This window comes from Hasllibacter halocynthiae, from assembly GCF_003003095.1.
In the GTDB taxonomy this organism is placed as follows: domain Bacteria; phylum Pseudomonadota; class Alphaproteobacteria; order Rhodobacterales; family Rhodobacteraceae; genus Hasllibacter; species Hasllibacter halocynthiae.
Window position 1 is genome coordinate 952,387 of the sequence record NZ_PVTT01000002.1, and the last position, 14,205, is coordinate 966,591.

General features: G+C 69.1%; 25 protein-coding genes. 24 read left to right on the forward strand and 1 reads right to left on the reverse strand.

Going from position 1 to position 14,205, the window contains the following annotated elements; all coding sequences use genetic code 11:
• Positions 1 to 40: 40 nt before the first annotated feature.
• The 16 genes from BCF33_RS11580 (at position 41) to BCF33_RS11655 (ending at position 6,283) form a co-directional block, all read left to right on the forward strand.
• Entirely contained in the window at positions 41 to 289 is a 249-nt protein-coding gene (locus BCF33_RS11580; protein WP_106161073.1) for a hypothetical protein, read from the forward strand.
• 22 nt (positions 290 to 311) lie between these two features.
• Positions 312 to 923: a TIGR02466 family protein gene (locus BCF33_RS11585; RefSeq protein ID WP_106161074.1), complete on the forward strand. Its 612-nt coding sequence runs from the start codon at positions 312 to 314 to the stop codon at positions 921 to 923.
• Between the two features lie 75 nt (positions 924 to 998).
• Entirely contained in the window at positions 999 to 1,184 is a 186-nt protein-coding gene (locus BCF33_RS11590) for a hypothetical protein (RefSeq protein WP_106161075.1), read from the forward strand.
• A gap of 136 nt (positions 1,185 to 1,320) precedes the next feature.
• Complete coding sequence (locus tag BCF33_RS11595; RefSeq protein WP_342747437.1) at positions 1,321 to 1,557, forward strand: type II toxin-antitoxin system death-on-curing family toxin; 237 nt, start codon at positions 1,321 to 1,323, stop codon at positions 1,555 to 1,557.
• A gap of 131 nt (positions 1,558 to 1,688) precedes the next feature.
• A complete protein-coding gene (gene rpmC, locus BCF33_RS11600) occupies positions 1,689 to 1,898 on the forward strand; it encodes a 50S ribosomal protein L29 (RefSeq protein WP_106161077.1) in 210 nt (69 codons plus the stop codon).
• Between the two features lie 4 nt (positions 1,899 to 1,902).
• The gene (gene rpsQ, locus BCF33_RS11605) at positions 1,903 to 2,139 is read left to right on the forward strand and encodes a 30S ribosomal protein S17 (protein ID WP_106161078.1); all 237 of its coding nucleotides are present in this window, start codon (positions 1,903 to 1,905) and stop codon (positions 2,137 to 2,139) included.
• 70 nt (positions 2,140 to 2,209) lie between these two features.
• A complete protein-coding gene (gene rplN, locus BCF33_RS11610; protein ID WP_106161079.1) occupies positions 2,210 to 2,578 on the forward strand; it encodes a 50S ribosomal protein L14 in 369 nt (122 codons plus the stop codon).
• The gene (rplX, locus tag BCF33_RS11615; RefSeq protein ID WP_106161080.1) at positions 2,578 to 2,883 is read left to right on the forward strand and encodes a 50S ribosomal protein L24; all 306 of its coding nucleotides are present in this window, start codon (positions 2,578 to 2,580) and stop codon (positions 2,881 to 2,883) included. Before rplN ends, rplX begins: the two co-directional genes overlap by 1 nt.
• Positions 2,883 to 3,461 carry a 50S ribosomal protein L5 gene (gene rplE / locus BCF33_RS11620; protein WP_106161081.1) on the forward strand — a complete coding sequence of 193 codons (579 nt, stop codon included), beginning with the start codon at positions 2,883 to 2,885 and terminating at the stop codon, positions 3,459 to 3,461. The genes rplX and rplE overlap by 1 nt, the downstream gene beginning before the upstream one ends.
• On the forward strand, positions 3,461 to 3,766 hold the full coding sequence (gene rpsN / locus BCF33_RS11625) for a 30S ribosomal protein S14 (RefSeq protein ID WP_106161082.1): 306 nt from the start codon (positions 3,461 to 3,463) through the stop codon (positions 3,764 to 3,766). Before rplE ends, rpsN begins: the two co-directional genes overlap by 1 nt.
• 13 nt (positions 3,767 to 3,779) lie before the next feature.
• On the forward strand, positions 3,780 to 4,172 hold the full coding sequence (gene rpsH, locus BCF33_RS11630; protein ID WP_106161083.1) for a 30S ribosomal protein S8: 393 nt from the start codon (positions 3,780 to 3,782) through the stop codon (positions 4,170 to 4,172).
• Positions 4,173 to 4,183: 11 nt separating this feature from the next.
• Entirely contained in the window at positions 4,184 to 4,717 is a 534-nt protein-coding gene (gene rplF / locus BCF33_RS11635) for a 50S ribosomal protein L6 (protein WP_106161084.1), read from the forward strand.
• Between the two features lie 10 nt (positions 4,718 to 4,727).
• Positions 4,728 to 5,087 carry a 50S ribosomal protein L18 gene (gene rplR / locus BCF33_RS11640; protein WP_106161085.1) on the forward strand — a complete coding sequence of 120 codons (360 nt, stop codon included), beginning with the start codon at positions 4,728 to 4,730 and terminating at the stop codon, positions 5,085 to 5,087.
• Positions 5,088 to 5,247: 160 nt separating this feature from the next.
• Entirely contained in the window at positions 5,248 to 5,844 is a 597-nt protein-coding gene (gene rpsE, locus BCF33_RS11645; RefSeq protein ID WP_106161086.1) for a 30S ribosomal protein S5, read from the forward strand.
• Positions 5,841 to 6,029 carry a 50S ribosomal protein L30 gene (gene rpmD, locus BCF33_RS11650; protein ID WP_106161087.1) on the forward strand — a complete coding sequence of 63 codons (189 nt, stop codon included), beginning with the start codon at positions 5,841 to 5,843 and terminating at the stop codon, positions 6,027 to 6,029. The genes rpsE and rpmD overlap by 4 nt, the downstream gene beginning before the upstream one ends.
• Before the next feature lie 14 nt (positions 6,030 to 6,043).
• Positions 6,044 to 6,283, forward strand: coding sequence for a hypothetical protein (locus BCF33_RS11655; protein WP_106161088.1), 240 nt, complete (start codon positions 6,044 to 6,046; stop codon positions 6,281 to 6,283).
• Positions 6,284 to 6,325: 42 nt separating this feature from the next.
• Here the strand turns inward: BCF33_RS11655 and BCF33_RS11660 are convergent, their stop codons facing one another.
• Positions 6,326 to 7,270: a 1-phosphofructokinase family hexose kinase gene (locus BCF33_RS11660; RefSeq protein ID WP_158259416.1), complete on the reverse strand. Its 945-nt coding sequence runs from the start codon at positions 7,268 to 7,270 to the stop codon at positions 6,326 to 6,328.
• Between the two features lie 146 nt (positions 7,271 to 7,416).
• On the opposite strand from BCF33_RS11660, the gene rplO reads away from it, so the two are divergent.
• From rplO to BCF33_RS11700, 8 genes are all read left to right on the forward strand, one after another.
• Positions 7,417 to 7,905 (forward strand): 50S ribosomal protein L15, encoded by a 489-nt coding sequence (gene rplO / locus BCF33_RS11665; protein WP_106161090.1) that lies wholly within the window; start codon positions 7,417 to 7,419, stop codon positions 7,903 to 7,905.
• Between the two features lie 110 nt (positions 7,906 to 8,015).
• Positions 8,016 to 9,407 (forward strand): preprotein translocase subunit SecY, encoded by a 1,392-nt coding sequence (secY, locus tag BCF33_RS11670; protein WP_106161091.1) that lies wholly within the window; start codon positions 8,016 to 8,018, stop codon positions 9,405 to 9,407.
• Positions 9,404 to 10,066 carry an adenylate kinase gene (locus BCF33_RS11675; RefSeq protein ID WP_106161092.1) on the forward strand — a complete coding sequence of 221 codons (663 nt, stop codon included), beginning with the start codon at positions 9,404 to 9,406 and terminating at the stop codon, positions 10,064 to 10,066. The genes secY and BCF33_RS11675 overlap by 4 nt, the downstream gene beginning before the upstream one ends.
• Before the next feature lie 211 nt (positions 10,067 to 10,277).
• A complete protein-coding gene (gene rpsM, locus BCF33_RS11680) occupies positions 10,278 to 10,646 on the forward strand; it encodes a 30S ribosomal protein S13 (RefSeq protein WP_106161093.1) in 369 nt (122 codons plus the stop codon).
• Positions 10,647 to 10,661: 15 nt separating this feature from the next.
• The gene (rpsK, locus tag BCF33_RS11685) at positions 10,662 to 11,054 is read left to right on the forward strand and encodes a 30S ribosomal protein S11 (RefSeq protein ID WP_106161094.1); all 393 of its coding nucleotides are present in this window, start codon (positions 10,662 to 10,664) and stop codon (positions 11,052 to 11,054) included.
• A gap of 117 nt (positions 11,055 to 11,171) precedes the next feature.
• Positions 11,172 to 12,188 carry a DNA-directed RNA polymerase subunit alpha gene (locus BCF33_RS11690; RefSeq protein WP_106161095.1) on the forward strand — a complete coding sequence of 339 codons (1,017 nt, stop codon included), beginning with the start codon at positions 11,172 to 11,174 and terminating at the stop codon, positions 12,186 to 12,188.
• A gap of 113 nt (positions 12,189 to 12,301) precedes the next feature.
• Positions 12,302 to 12,724, forward strand: coding sequence for a 50S ribosomal protein L17 (rplQ, locus tag BCF33_RS11695; RefSeq protein WP_106161096.1), 423 nt, complete (start codon positions 12,302 to 12,304; stop codon positions 12,722 to 12,724).
• A gap of 91 nt (positions 12,725 to 12,815) precedes the next feature.
• The gene (locus BCF33_RS11700) at positions 12,816 to 14,129 is read left to right on the forward strand and encodes a replication-associated recombination protein A (protein WP_106161097.1); all 1,314 of its coding nucleotides are present in this window, start codon (positions 12,816 to 12,818) and stop codon (positions 14,127 to 14,129) included.
• Positions 14,130 to 14,205: the final 76 nt, after the last annotated feature.

Sequence of the window (14,205 nt, forward strand, 5' to 3'; positions counted from 1 at the left end):
CCCGAGCGGCGCCCCTTCTCATGTCGAAGGGCCTACCGTCATGGCGACCCTGACGATCATCCATACTGAGGACGCGCTCTACCTGACGACCCGCGCGTATGCCGGATGGCGCGCGGTCCAGGATGACTTCCTGGCCTACAAGACGAGCCTGGGAGGCTTCAGCGAAGCTGCCTTGATCGAATATCTGGCCCAGGAGTATCCGAACGGCCCGCGGGGGGGCGACTGGGGCGCCCTGGTGCGCGAGCTCGCTCATAGCCTGCGCATGGATACCGTTCGTGTCCTGCCATGACGAACCCGGGAACGAACCGCTCATGACCACCCTCTTCGCCACCCGCCTCTACCGCGCTGCCCTGTCGGCCCACGCTCCCGCCGTGGATACCACCGAGCTGCTCGCGACCTGCCTCTCCGTCGCCGAGGACGACGAGGCGGGGCAGGACTGGTGCGAGGCGAACGGCTATCCCGGCTACACCTCCTACGCCTCGCTGACGGACCTGCCGTGGCGGTTCCCGATCTTCGCGGACCTCGTGCGCTCGCTCGACGCGCACGTCGCCGCCTTCGCCGAGGATCTGGCCTTCGACCTCGGGGGCAAGGCGCTCGCGCTAGAGGACATCTGGATCAACGTCCTGCCCGAGGGCGGCATCCACACCGGCCACATCCATCCGCACTCGGCGATCTCGGGCACGCTCTACGTCGCGCTGCCCTCCGGCACGTCCCCCATCCGCTTCGAGGACCCGCGCCTGCCCATGATGATGGCCGCGCCCCCCCGCAAGCAGGACGCCCCCGCGGACCTCCAGACCTTCCACACGGCCCGCCCAGAGGTCGGCGACGTCCTCCTCTGGGAATCCTGGCTCCGCCACGAGGTGCCGATGAACATCGCCGAGGAGGACAGGGTGTCGGTCAGCTTCAACTACGGTTGGAATTGAAGCATCCCGCCGTTGGCGGCGGTGGCGGTATCCACTACATGCATCCTGTGACCGTCTTGGTCATAGGAGGCAGCCATGGACGTTCGGATCGAGAAGGAAGCGGTGAAGGGCGGCACGCTCGTGCGCGACGCCACCACGGGGGAACTCCTGTCCGTCCATACCGAAAAGACCGACAGCTACGTAGACGCGGCGACCCGCAAGGCGGTCAAGCGCCAGTCGGTCCGGCACCAAGATGCGTTGAGGCGTCTTGTCGACCGCTGAGGCCTACCAAGTCACACTGTCGGACGCGCTGGAAGCCCATGAGGAGGCGATCTCCTATGGCGGACGTCCTGGCGTGGCCAACCTCGCCCTGATCGAGTCCGCGATCGGTCGTCCGTATCACAGCTACTAGGATACGATCGCCGAGATGGCCGCAGCGCTGTTGGAGAGCATGGTCAAGAACCACGGTTTCACCGACGGCAACAAGCGGACGGCTTGGCTGCTGACCGCGACGTTCCTCGACCGATCGGGGTTCGGCCTTGAACCGGCGGGTGAGGAGCGTGTCGACGATCTCGTCGTCGGGGTTGCCGAAGGCTCCGTATCCTACGACGAATCCGTCGCGTGGTTCGACGTTCGGCTGGTCCCCACGGACTAGCCCGCAAGGGGTTGCGCCCTCCGAATCCCGCCGCTATGTGCGCGCCCTCATCGTGACTCCACCGGGATCAGGGTGACCGGCGCACCAGCGGCGCGCGCGGGCCTTCCGGTGATGTTGAAAGGATCCAGGCGATGGACGCCAAGGAACTGCGCGAGCAGACCCCCGACCAGCTTCGCGCGAAGCTGGTCGACCTGAAGAAGGAAGCGTTCAACCTCCGCTTCCAGCAGGCCACGAGCCAGCTCGAGAACACCGCGCGCATGCGCGCCGTGCGCCGCGACGTGGCGCGCGTGAAGACCATTCTGAACGAGAAGGCCGCCGGCGCGGCCCAAGCGGAGGCCTGAGACCATGCCCAAGCGCATCCTCCAGGGTCGCGTCACCAGCGACAAGAACGACCAGACCGTCACCGTCCTGGTCGAGCGGCGCTACGCGCACCCGCTTCTGAAGAAGACCGTGCGGACATCGAAGAAGTACCGCGCGCACGATCCCGAGAACAGCTTCAAGACCGGCGACAGCGTCCGCATCGAGGAATGCGCGCCGGTCTCGAAGTCGAAGCGCTGGAAGGTGGTCCAGGCGGAGGCCTGATTCCCTTCCGGTTCAAGGAAACCCCGGGGCCCGGACTCGAACGGAGGTCCCCGAAGGTCGGAGAACGCCAATGATCCAGATGCAGACCAATCTGGATGTCGCTGACAATTCCGGTGCCCGCCGGGTTCAGTGCATCAAGGTCCTGGGCGGCTCGAAGCGCAAGTACGCCTCCGTCGGCGACATCATCGTGGTGTCGGTGAAGGAGGCCATCCCGCGCGGCCGCGTGAAGAAGGGCGACGTGCGCAAGGCCGTCGTCGTGCGGACCGCCAAGGAGGTGCGCCGCGAGGACGGCACCGCCATCCGCTTCGACGGCAATGCCGCCGTCATCCTGAACAACAACAACGAGCCCGTGGGCACCCGGATCTTCGGGCCGGTCGTCCGCGAGCTGCGCGCGAAGAACTTCATGAAGATCATCTCGCTCGCGCCGGAGGTGCTCTGATGGCCGCGAAACTCAAGAAGGGCGACCGGGTCGTCGTGCTCGCCGGCAAGGACAAGGGCAAGGAGGGCGAGATCACCTCCGTCGATCCCAAGGCCGGCCGCGCCGTGGTCGACGGGGTGAACATGGCGATCCGCCACGTCCGTCAGTCCCAGCAGGCCCAGGGCGGGCGCACGCCCAAGGCGATGCCCATCGACCTGAGCAACCTCGCGCTGCTCGACGGCAACGGCAAGGCCACGCGCGTCGGCTTCCGCGTCGAGGACGGCCGCAAGGTCCGCTTCGCCAAGACCACGGGGGACGTCATCTGATGCTGGATTCCGCCAACTACACCCCGCGCCTCAAGGCCGACTACCAGGACCGCATCCGCGGCCTCCTGAAGGAGAAGTTCGGCTACAAGAACGACATGCAGATCCCCCGGCTCGAGAAGATCGTGCTGAACATGGGGGTCGGCGAGGCGGTCTCGGATACCAAGAAGGTCCGCAACGCCCAGGCCGAGCTGACGCGGATCGCCGGCCAGAAGGCCGTCGTCACCCGCGCGAAGAAGTCGATCGCCGGCTTCCGGGTGCGCGAGGACATGCCGCTCGGCACCAAGGTCACGCTGCGCGGCGCCCGCATGTACGAGTTCCTCGACCGGCTGATCACCATCGCGCTGCCCCGGGTCCGGGACTTCCGCGGCGTGAAGGGCGACGCGTTCGATGGCCGGGGCAACTACGCCATGGGCCTGAAGGAGCACATCGTCTTCCCCGAGATCGACTACGACAAGGTCGACGACATCCGGGGCATGGACATCATCATGGTCACGACGGCCGAGACGGACGCGGAGGCCAAGGAGCTTCTGCGCGCGTTCAACATGCCGTTCGCCGGCGAGACCGGAGGAGAGAACTGATGGCGAAGAAAGCCATGATCGAGCGCGAGAAGAAGCGCGAGAAGCTGGTCGCCCAGTACGCTGCGAAGCGCGCGGCGTTGAAGGAGACCGCCAACGACGAGAACCTCCCCATGGAGGAGCGGTTCAAGGCCCGGCTCAAGCTGGCCAAGCTGCCGCGCAACTCGTCCGCGACGCGCCTGCACAACCGCTGCAAGCTGACCGGGCGCCCGCGCGCCTACTACCGCAAGCTCAAGATCAACCGGATCGCGCTTCGGGACCTCGGCTCGGCCGGGCAGATCCCGGGCATGGTCAAGTCGAGCTGGTGAGGGGGAAGCACAGATGAACGATCCCATCGGCGATCTGCTGACCCGCATCCGCAACGCGCAGATGCGCGGCAAGGGCACCGTCTCCACCCCCGCGTCGAAGCTGCGGGCCTGGGTGCTCGACGTGCTGAAGGACGAGGGCTACATCCGCGGCTACGAGAAGGGGACGGACGCGAAGGGCCACCCCACCCTCGAGGTCGAGCTCAAGTATTACGAGGGCGTCCCCGTCATCCGCGAGCTCAAGCGCGTCTCCAAGCCCGGCCGCCGCGTCTACATGGCCAGCGACGACCTGCCGCAGGTGCGCCAGGGGCTGGGCGTGTCGATCGTCTCGACGTCCAAGGGCGTGATGTCGGACGCCAACGCCCGCTCGGCGAATGTCGGCGGCGAAGTGCTCTGCACCGTCTTCTAGGGAGGGTCGAGATGTCTCGTATCGGAAAACGCCCCGTCGACCTGCCCTCCGGCGTCGAGGCCAGCGTCAGCGGCCAGACGGTCGAGGTGAAGGGGCCGAAGGGAACCCGCAGCTTCACCGCCACGGACGACGTGGCCCTGGCGGTCGAGGACGGCGCCGTCACGGTGACGCCCCGCGGCAGATCCAAGCGCGCGCGCCAGCAATGGGGCATGTCCCGCACGATGGTGGCGAACCTCGTCACCGGGGTGACGGACGGCTTCAAGAAGGAGCTGGAGATCCAGGGCGTCGGCTACCGCGCCCAGATGCAGGGCAACACCCTGAAGCTGAACCTGGGCCTGTCGCACGACGTCAACTACGACGTGCCGGCCGGCATCACCGTCACCGCCCCCAAGCCCACGCAGATCGTGGTCGAGGGATCGGACGAGCAGAAGGTCGGCCAGGTCGCCGCGGAGATTCGCCGCTGGCGCGAGCCCGAGCCCTACAAGGGCAAGGGCATCCGCTATGCGAACGAGTTCGTCTTCCGCAAGGAAGGCAAGAAGAAGTAAGGAGCGCCAGATGGCCAACAGCAAACGGGATCTGTTCCTGAAGCGCCGCCTGCGCGTTCGGAACAAGCTGCGGAAGGTGGCGGCGGGACGGCCGCGCCTCTCCGTCCACCGCTCGTCGAAGAACATCAGCGTCCAGCTGATCGACGACGTCGAGGGCCGGACCCTCGCCTCGGCCTCCTCGCTCGAGAAGGACCTGGGAGTGGTGGGCCGCAACAATGTCGAGGCGGCCGCGAAGGTCGGCTCGGCCATCGCGGAGCGCGCGAAGGCCGCCGGCGTCGAGGAGGCCTATTTCGACCGCGGCGGCTTCCTCTACCACGGCAAGGTGAAGGCCCTGGCCGACGCCGCGCGCGAGGGCGGCCTGAAGATCTAGGCGAACGTGGCGGGGCGCTTCGGCGCCCCGTCCCCATGCGGGCCGTACCCCCTTCGGCGGGCGGCCCCGATGATCAGGGCGCCCGCCCCGGCAGCGGGGCGACGCACCGGGATCGAACCCATGGCGCCCCTTCGGGTGCGGAGAGCAGAAAGGCAGTCACATGGCACGTGACCCCAACCAGCGCGGCGGTGGCCGCGGACGGCGTGACCGGGACGAGAACCCGGAATTCGCCGACCGCCTCGTCGCGATCAACCGCGTCTCGAAGACCGTGAAGGGCGGCAAGCGCTTCGGCTTCGCCGCGCTCGTCGTCGTGGGCGACCAGAAGGGCCGCGTCGGCTTCGGCAAGGGCAAGGCCAAGGAAGTCCCGGAGGCCATCCGCAAGGCGACCGAACAGGCCAAGCGCCAGATGATCCGCGTCCCCCTGCGCGAGGGCCGGACCCTGCACCACGACATGGAGGGTCGCCACGGCGCGGGCCGCGTCGTGATGCGCACCGCGCCCACCGGCACCGGCATCATCGCCGGCGGCCCGATGCGCGCCGTGTTCGAGATGCTGGGCGTGCAGGACGTGGTCGCCAAGTCGCTGGGCTCGCAGAACCCCTACAACATGATCCGCGCCACGTTGGACGGCCTTCGCAACGAGAGCTCGCCCCGCATGGTCGCCTCGCGCCGGGGGAAGAAGGTGGCGGACATCCTCCGCGCGCCGGACGAGAAGCCGGACACGCCCGAGGTCGCCGAACTCGTTCCGGAGGGCAACTGATGGCCACCATCGTCGTGAAGCAGGTCGGCTCGCCGATCCGCCGCCCCGCCGTGCAGCGGCGGATCCTGATCGGCCTCGGCCTGAACAAGATGCATCGCACCCGCGAGCTGGAGGACACCCCCTCCGTGCGCGGGATGGTCGCGAAGATCCCCCATCTGGTGGAGATCGTGGAGGAGAAGGCCTGAGGGCCTTCCTTCCCTTGGCGGCGGGCGTCCTGCTCGCCGCCTGCCAGCCGGCGGACCGCTTCGTGGGCCCGTCGCGAACGCCCCCCGCGCCGGGTCCCCAGGCGGGCGAGGGCTTCTACGGCCGGGCGACCGGCGCCTGGACCCGTCCCGAACTCCTCGATCTGACGGCGGGCAGCCAGTGCGGCGGCGCGCGCCCCGCTTCGCTGCAGGTGACGGCGATCCCGGGCGGCATCGAATTCGACGGCGTCTGCTAGAAAGATTGTTCCACGTGAAACACTTAAGGAACGGCTAACCGATCAGAGCGCATGCCGCGTCACCTGGCGGTAGAAGCGGTCGACGTCATCCCTCGCGCAGAGGTCCGTGCCCGGCATCGTGACGGCGGACGCGGCCGCGGCGGTGCCGCGCGCGCAGGCGTCGACCGGGTCCTCGCCGCGCGAGATGGCCAGGGCGAAGGCGCCGATGAAGCTGTCGCCCGCGCCGATCAGCGAATGGGGGACCACGACCGGCGGCCGGGTCAGGCCTAGCCAGCCCTCGCAGGCGACGACGGTGCCCTGCGCGCCGGCGGCGATCATCACGATCTCGCCCGCCCCGGCCGCCCGCAGCCCGGAGGCCATCCGCGCCATGTCGTCGAGCGAGTGGAGGCGCCGGCCGGCCAGCTCCTCGGCCTCGACGGTGTCCATGCGCAAGCACCAGAGGCCCGCGCCGCCCTTCGCCGCCCGCTCGAGCGCGGGGCCGGAGGTGTCGATGATCATCCGCCCGCCCTGGGCCGCGACCTCGTCGTTCAGCGTCAGGAAGAAGTCGAACGGCATCCCCGGCGGCAGCGAGCCCGAGGGGATCAAGAGCGCGCCGGGGGTCACGGCTGCGCGGATCGCGTCGCGCGCGGTGTCGCAGTCCCGCTCGCTCCAGGGGGCGCCGGGGATCATGAACCGGTACTGCAGCCCCGAGGCCGCGTCGCGCACCGACATGGACTGGCGGGTGGTATGGCCCACGCCGAGGCTCTCGACGCCGAGCCCTTCGCCCGCGAGGAGCTGCATCAGATGCTCGCCCGTGTGCCCGCCATAGGCGACGAGGGCTCGCGACGCGCCCCCAAGGGCGGCGATGGCACGCGAGACGTTCACCCCGCCGCCGCCGGGCTGAACCCGCGGCGCGGTGCACCGCAGCTTGTGGTCGGGCAGGAGCGCGGGCGCCTCGGTCGACAGGTCGAGCGCGGGGTTGGCGGTGATGGTCACGATCTCGGCCATGCCGGCTCCGATAGCGCAGCGGCCCGGGGAAGGGGAGGGGGCTTGCATGGAGCCCGGCCCGGCGCTATCCGCCGCCGGTCCGAACATGCCGTGGCCGCCCCTGAACGCTTCCGGGGCGCGCGTCCGGCGAGACTAGGAGAAGCGACATGAAGCTGAACGAGCTGCGGGACAACCCCGGCGCCACCCACAAGCCCAAGCGCGTAGGCCGGGGGCCGGGCTCGGGCCTCGGCAAGATGGGCGGACGGGGCATCAAGGGCCAGAAGTCCCGCTCGGGCGTGGCGATCAACGGCTACGAGGGCGGTCAGATGCCGCTCTACCAGCGGCTGCCCAAGCGGGGCTTCAACAAGCCGAACCGCAAGCGCTTCGCAGTGGTGAACCTCGGCCTGATCCAGAAGTTCGTGGACGCCGGCAAGCTCGACGCGTCGGCGGCGATCGACGAGGACGCGCTGGTCGCGGCCGGCGTCACGGGCCACAAGCGCGACGGCATCCGGGTGCTGGCGAAGGGCGAGGTGACCGCGAAGCTGGACCTGACGGTGACGGGCGCGTCTAGGTCCGCGCGCGAAGCCGTCGAGAAGGCCGGCGGCAGCATCACGCTTCCGCAACAGCCCGCGACCGCCGAAGCCGCCGCCGACTAGGCGGCTTGCGAGTGCCCGGACCGGCCCTTAGGTCCGGGTGACGGGTTTTCCAGCACCGCCGGGCCGGCCCAACCGGCCCTGCGGCGCTGCCACGCGAGGGGCACCACCACATGGCATCCGCTGCGGAACAGATGGCCGCGAACATGAGCTGGGGGGCCTTCGGCAAGGCCACCGAGCTTCGCGCCCGGATCCTCTTCACACTCGGCCTTCTGTGCGTCTACCGCCTCGGGACCTACATCCCGGTGCCCGGCATCGACGGGATCGAGCTTCAGCGCTTCATGGAGGAGGCGGCCACCGGGATCGGGGGCATCCTGTCGATGTTCACCGGCGGGGCGCTCGGGCGGATGGGCATCTTCGCCCTCGGGATCATGCCCTACATCAGCGCGTCGATCATCGTGCAGCTGATGACGGCCATGATCCCCCAGCTCGAGCAGCTGAAGAAGGAAGGCGAGCAGGGGCGCAAGAAGATCAACCAGTACACCCGCTACTTCACCGTGGTGCTGGCGACCTTCCAGGCCTACGGCCTGGCCGTCAGCCTCCAGTCCGGCGGGCTGGTGACGGATCCGGGGGTGTTCTTCATCGCCTCCTGCGTCATCACGTTGGTGGGCGGCACGATGTTCCTGATGTGGGTGGGCGAGCAGATCACCCAGCGGGGGATCGGCAACGGCATCTCGCTGATCATCTTCGTCGGCATCGTCGCCGAGCTTCCCGCCGCGCTGGCGCAGTTCTTCGTCTCCGGCCGCTCGGGCGCGATCGGGCCGGCGGTGATCGTGGGCGTGATCGTGATGGTCGTCGCGGTGATGGCCTTCGTCGTCTTCATGGAGCGGGCGCTGCGCAAGATCCACATCCAGTATCCACGCCGCCAAGTCGGCATGAAGGTCTATGACGGGGGCTCCTCGCACCTGCCGATCAAGGTGAACCCGGCGGGCGTCATCCCGGCGATCTTCGCCTCCTCCCTCCTGCTGCTGCCGACGACCATCTCGACCTTCTCGGGCCAGGAGGCGGGGGGTTTCGCGTCGACCATGCTCGCCTATTTCGGGCCGGGGCAGCCGCTCTACCTTCTGTTCTTCACGGTGATGATCGTCTTCTTCACCTACTTCTACACCGCCAACGTCGCCTTCAAGTCCGAGGACGTGGCCGACAACCTGAAGAACCAGGGCGGCTTCGTGCCCGGCATCCGGCCCGGCAAGCGCACGGCCGAATATCTCGACTACGTCGTCTCGCGCCTTCTGGTCCTCGGCTCGGCCTATCTGGCGGCGGTGTGCCTCCTGCCCGAGATCCTGCGGGCGGAGCTGGCGATCCCCTTCTACTTCGGGGGCACCTCGCTTCTGATCGTGGTCTCGGTCACGATGGACACGATCCAGCAGATCCAGTCGCACATGCTGGCGCACCAGTACGAGGGGCTGATCGAGCGGTCCCAGCTGCGCGGCAAGCGGCGGGGCGCCGGAACGACCCGGAAGGGCGCCGGGGCCATGCGCAAGAAGGGGAGCACGCGCCGATGAACATCATCCTTCTCGGGCCGCCGGGTGCGGGCAAGGGCACGCAGGCCAAGCGCCTGGAGGCGTCCCGGGGGATGGTGCAGCTCTCGACCGGGGACATGCTGCGCGCGGCGCGCAGCTCCGGCACGGAGATGGGGCGGCGCGTCGCCGCTGTCATGGACGCGGGCGAGCTGGTCACCGACGAGATCGTCATCGGCCTCATCGAGGAGCGGCTCGCCGCGGGCTCCGATGGCGGGTTCATCTTCGACGGCTTCCCCCGGACGCTGAAGCAGGCCGACGCCCTGGGCGCCCTGCTCGCCCGGCGCGGCGAGGCGCTGGACGCGGTGATCGAGATGCGGGTCGACGACGAAGCCCTTGTGGAGCGCATCGTCGCCCGGTCGACCTGCGCGACCTGCGGCGAGCCCTGGAACGACGTGACCAAGCCCGTCCCGGGCGACGGGCGGTGCGCGGTCTGCGGCGGGACGGAATTCCTGCGCCGTGCCGACGACAACGCCGAGAGCTTGAAGACGCGGCTGATGGAGTACTACAAGAAGACCTCCACGCTGATCGGCTACTACTATCGCGGGGGCGAGTTGCGAGTCGTGGACGGGCTGCGCTCTATCGACGAGGTGGCCGCCGCGATCGAGGCCGTCATCGGCGCGAAGGCGCCCGTTCCCGCCTGACGCGGTGGACAGGCGCCGGCGGGGTTGACGCGTCGGGAAGCCTTTCCTAGGTCGCGCCATCCCGAGAGGGATTCGGTCCATGGCCGGGCCCGGCCCGGCCCCGCAAGACCGACGTGAGAGACATCCGGCCGGACGCCAGGAGGGCGCCCCGGCCGCCTGTTGTGAAAAAAGGGTCCGGCACTACGGACCCGCAACGAGAGAGGACATCGCCTTGGCCCGTATCGCCGGCGTGAACATCCCCGACGGGAAGAGGGTTCCGATCGCCCTCACCTACATCCACGGCATCGGCCCCGCGGCCGCCCGCCAGATCGCGGAGGCGGCGGGGATCGACCCGTCCCGCCGCATGAACGAGCTGTCGGATGCCGAGCTCGTCCAGATCCGCGAGCAGATAGACGCGAACTACACCGTCGAGGGCGACCTGCGCCGCGAGGTGCAGATGAACATCAAGCGCCTGATGGACCTCGGCGCCTATCGCGGCCTGCGCCACCGCCGGAACCTTCCGGTCCGCGGCCAGCGCACCCACACCAACGCACGCACGCGCAAGGGCCCCGCGAAGGCCATCGCCGGCAAGAAGAAATAGGGGAGGGACGACGCAATGGCACAGGCCCCCCGCCGCGGCGGCAAGCGCAAGGTCTCGAAGAACATCGCGACGGGCGTCGCGCACGTGAACTCGAGCTTCAACAACACCAAGATCCTGATCTCGGACGTCCAGGGCAACGCGATCGCTTGGTCCTCGGCCGGCACGATGGGCTTCAAGGGCTCGCGCAAATCGACGCCCTACGCCGCGCAGATGGCCGCCGAGGATGCCGGCCGGAAGGCGCAGGAGCACGGGATGCGGACCCTCGAGGTCGAGGTCCAAGGCCCCGGCTCGGGCCGAGAGTCCGCGCTGCGCGCGCTGGCCGCCGTGGGCTTCAACATCACCGCGATCCGCGACGTGACCCCGATCGCGCATAACGGCGTCCGCCCCCCCAAGCGCCGCCGGGTGTGATCCGGATCTGAAGATCCGGGGGGCGTGGCCGCGGGCCACGCCCCCTTTCGCCGTTTCACGAAACCTCGAGTGCCGCCGGTGAAGCATGGCCCGGCGAGCGGGAATGGAGGGACGACCATGATCCACAAGAACTGGGCCGAGCTGATCAAGCCCACGCAGCTCGACGTGAAGCCCGGCAACGACCCGGCGCGCCAGGCCACCCTGGTCGCCGAGCCGCTCGAGCGGGGCTTCGGCCTGACGCTCGGCAACGCCCTGCGCCGGGTGCTGATGTCGTCCCTGCAGGGCGCGGCGATCACGTCCGTTCAGATCGACAACGTCCTGCACGAGTTCTCGTCCGTGGCGGGCGTGCGCGAGGACGTGACCGACATCGTCCTGAACCTCAAGGCCGTCGCCCTGAAGATGGAAGTCGACGGGCCCAAGCGCGTCACCGTCTCGGCCAAGGGGCCGGGCGTCGTCACCGCCGGCGACATCGAGGTCACCCAAGGGATCGAGGTGCTGAACCGCGAGCAGGTGATCTGCCATCTCGACGACGGCGCGGACCTCTTCATGGAGATGACCGTCGAGACCGGGAAGGGCTATGTCGCCTCGGACCGCAACAAGCCCGAGGACGCGCCCATCGGCATGATCGCGATCGACGCGATCTACAGCCCCGTGCGCCGCGTCTCCTACGACGTGACGCCGACGCGCGAGGGGCAGGTCCTCGACTACGACAAGCTGACCCTGAAGGTCGAGACGGACGGGTCCGTCACGCCCGACGACGCGGTGGCCTACGCCGCGCGCATCCTTCAGGACCAGCTGCAGGTCTTCGTCAACTTCGAGGAGCCGGAGAGCGACCGGGCCGGCGCGGCCGACGACGGGCTGGAGTTCAACCCGCTCCTCCTGAAGAAGGTCGACGAGCTGGAGCTGTCGGTCCGCTCGGCCAACTGCCTGAAGAACGACAACATCGTCTACATCGGCGACCTGATCCAGAAGACCGAGGCCGAGATGCTGCGCACGCCCAACTTCGGGCGCAAGTCGCTGAACGAGATCAAGGAGGTCCTGTCGGGCATGGGCCTGCACCTCGGCATGGACGTCGAGGACTGGCCGCCGGAGAACATCGAGGAGATGTCGAAGAAGTTCGACGACTCGTTCTGACCTGACGGCGGCGCTTCTGGCGCCGCCCTCGAACCCCAGGGCAATCCCGCCCCACCAACGGAGGCGCCGGCACGCACCGGGCGCTCCATCATAAAACGAAACGGAGACCCATCATGCGTCATGCCCGCGGATACCGCCGCCTCAACCGCACGCACGAGCACCGCAAGGCGCTCTTCGCGAACATGGCCGGCTCGCTGATCGAGCACGAGCAGATCAAGACCACGCTGCCCAAGGCCAAGGAGCTCAAGCGCGTGATCGAGAAGCTCGTCACCCTGGGCAAGCGGGGCGACCTGCACGCCCGCCGCCAAGCCGCCGCCCAGCTCAAGCAGGACAAGCACGTCGCCAAGCTCTTCGACGTGATCGGGCCGCGCTACGCGGACCGGAACGGCGGGACCGTCCGCGTCCTGAAGGCGGGCTTCCGCTATGGCGACATGGCCCCGATGGCGATCATCGAGTTCGTGGACCGCGACGTGGACGCCAAGGGCGCCGCGGACCGCGAGCGCCTCGCCGCCGAGGACGCGATGGACCTCGAATAGGCGCCGCCCTTCGATCCCACCGATCCCGAACGCCCCGGCCCCCGCGCCGGGGCGTTCGCATTTCCGCCCCCGACCTCTTATCTGAAGGGGCATGGCCGACCTCTTCTCCTCTCCTTCCGAAGGCTTCGCCGAGGACGCGCCGCGCCCCCTGGCTAACCGCTTGCGCCCGAAGGCCATCGGCGAGGTGATCGGTCAGGACCACCTCCTTGGGGACGGGCCGCTGGGGTCCATGCTGGCTCAGCGGCAGCTGTCGTCGCTGATCCTCTGGGGGCCGCCGGGCGTGGGCAAGACCACCATCGCGTGCCTCCTGGCGGACGCGACGGACCTTCACTTCGTGCAGATCAGCGCGATCTTCTCGGGCGTCGCCGAGCTGAAGAAGACCTTCGAGGCCGCGCGCCTGCGCCGGACCAACGGTCAGGGCACGCTCCTCTTCGTGGACGAGATACACCGCTTCAACAAGGCGCAGCAGGACGGCTTCCTGCCGCACATGGAGGACGGGACGATCACCCTCGTCGGGGCGACGACCGAGAACCCGTCCTTCGAGCTGAACGCCGCGATCCTCTCCCGCGCGCAGGTGCTGGTCCTGAAGCGCCTGCAGCCGAAGGACCTCGAGCGGCTCCTCCAGCGGGCCGAGGCCGCGCTGGGCGCCCCGCTTCCCCTGACGGGCGAGGCGCGCGAGACGCTGGTCGAGATGGCCGACGGCGACGGCCGCGCCCTGCTGAACCTGGCCGAGCAGGCCGCCGGCTGGGAGGGGAAGGTCGGCCGGTCGGAGCTGACGCGCCGCCTGACCCGGCGCGCCGCGCAGTACGACAAGTCCGGCGAGGCGCATTTCAACCTGATATCGGCGCTGCACAAGTCGGTTCGGGGCTCGGACCCGGACGCGGCGCTCTATTGGCTGGCGCGGATGATCGAGGGGGGCGAGGATCCGCGCTATCTCGCGCGCCGGATCACGCGCATGGCGGTGGAGGACGTCGGCCTCGCCGACCCGCAGGCGAACGCAGTCTGCCTTCAGGCGTGGGAACACTACGAGCGGCTCGGCAGCCCCGAGGGCGAGCAGGCGCTGGCCAACGCGGTCGCCTATCTCGCGCTCGCGCCGAAGTCGAACGCGGGCTACGCCGCCTGGAAGGCCGCGCGGAAGGCCGCGAAGGCGACGGGGTCCGAGCCGCCGCCCGCCCACATCCTGAACGCGCCGACGGCTATGATGAAGGATCTCGGCTACGGTGCGGGCTACGAGTACGACCACGACGCCGAGGACGGCTTCTCGGGGCAGGACTACTTTCCCGAAGGCATGAAGCGGCCCGTGCTCTACGTCCCGAAGGAGATCGGCCACGAGCGCGAACTGGCCCGCCGCGCCCGCTGGCTGGCCGAGAAGCGCGAGGAGCGCCGGCGCCGCCGGGACGGGTGATCGCCCCGCCCCCCCACGCCCGAGGACGGTGCCCGAAGCGGACGGTTCGGCGGGCCGCGCCCTTGCCACGCGGACG